The organism is Aminobacter sp. P4_H6_2 (assembly GCF_056400805.1).
The window spans coordinates 1-1,192 of the sequence record NZ_JBFUKO010001007.1; the positions used below are offsets into that span (position 1 = coordinate 1).

The 1,192-nt window shown below is 62.8% G+C and carries 2 protein-coding genes; both read left to right on the forward strand.

What is annotated here, in order from left to right:
- Positions 1 to 519, forward strand: a 519-nt coding sequence (locus AC1DUU_RS32500; protein WP_476787399.1) for an alpha/beta hydrolase, incomplete at its 5' end; no start/stop codon positions are given.
- A 14-nt stretch (positions 520 to 533) separates the two neighbouring features.
- Positions 534 to 1,184, forward strand: a complete 651-nt coding sequence (locus AC1DUU_RS32505) for an FMN-binding negative transcriptional regulator (protein WP_476787400.1) — start codon at positions 534 to 536, stop codon at positions 1,182 to 1,184.
- Positions 1,185 to 1,192 lie beyond the last annotated feature (8 nt).

The window sequence follows — 1,192 nt, forward strand, 5'->3', positions numbered from 1 at the left end:
TTCCAGAAGCGCGACTTCACCACGCTGCGCTTCAATTTCCGCGGCATCGGCCGCAGCCAGGGCGAGTTCGACCACGGTACCGGCGAATTGTCGGACGCGGCAGCGGCACTCGACTGGGTGCAGTCGCTGCATCCCGATTCCAAGAGCTGCTGGGTTGCGGGTTATTCCTTCGGGTCATGGATCGGCATGCAGCTTTTGATGCGCCGCCCCGAAATCGAAGGCTTCATTTCGGTGGCACCGCAGCCCAACACCTATGACTTCTCGTTCCTGGCGCCCTGCCCGTCGTCAGGCCTGATCATCCATGGCGATGCCGACAAGGTGGCGCCGCCCAAGGACGTGCAGGGCCTGGTCGACAAGCTGCACACGCAAAAGGGCATCACCATCACCCAAAAGACGCTTGCCGGTGCCAACCACTTCTTCGGCAACGATCCGGAGCTGGTGATCGAAGAATGCGCCGATTATCTCGACCGGCGCCTTGCCGGCGAGCTGTCGGACCCGCGTCCCAAGCGCCTGCGCTAAGAGGAGTTCGGCGCATGTACCAGCCTCCGCTGTTTCGCGAGACACGGACGGAGGTTTTGCACGCGCTGATCCGCAACCATCCGCTCGGCCTTCTGATCTGCAACGGATCGGAAGGCCCGGTGGCCAATCTGCTGCCTTTTCTTCTGGATGCCGAAATTGGGCCTAACGGCAGGCTGCGCGCCCATCTGGCGCGGGCCAATCCGCAATGGCGGCTGTTGGCCGATACGCCCGACATGCCGGTGCTGGTGGTTTTCCAGGGCGCCGACCATTACATCACCCCGTCCTGGTACGAGACCAAGCGCGAGACCGGCAAGGTCGTTCCAACCTGGAACTATGCAACCGTGCAGGTGCGCGGCACGGCACGGGTGATCGATGACAAGGACTGGCTTGCCGGACAGATCGCCGAGCTCACCGCCAGCCAGGAAGCACGGCGGACGGAGCCATGGCAGGTGACCGACGCGCCGGACGCTTACATCCAGGCTCAGATCAAGGGCATAATCGGCCTTGAAATCGACATCACCAACATCGACGGCAAGTGGAAGGTCAGCCAGAACCGGCCAGTTGGCGATCGCATCGGGGTTGCCGAAGGCATCGAGGCCGACCAGCAAACTGCTGACGACATGGCGCAGCTGGTCCGGCAGTATGGCGGCCTGACGGGCGAATAGCCCAAACC

Bases quoted from the DNA above. Each gene is read 5' to 3' on its own strand.
- AC1DUU_RS32505 (WP_476787400.1), top strand. From the start codon at position 534: ATGTACCAGCCTCCGCTGTTTCGCGAGACACGGACGGAGGTTTTGCAC.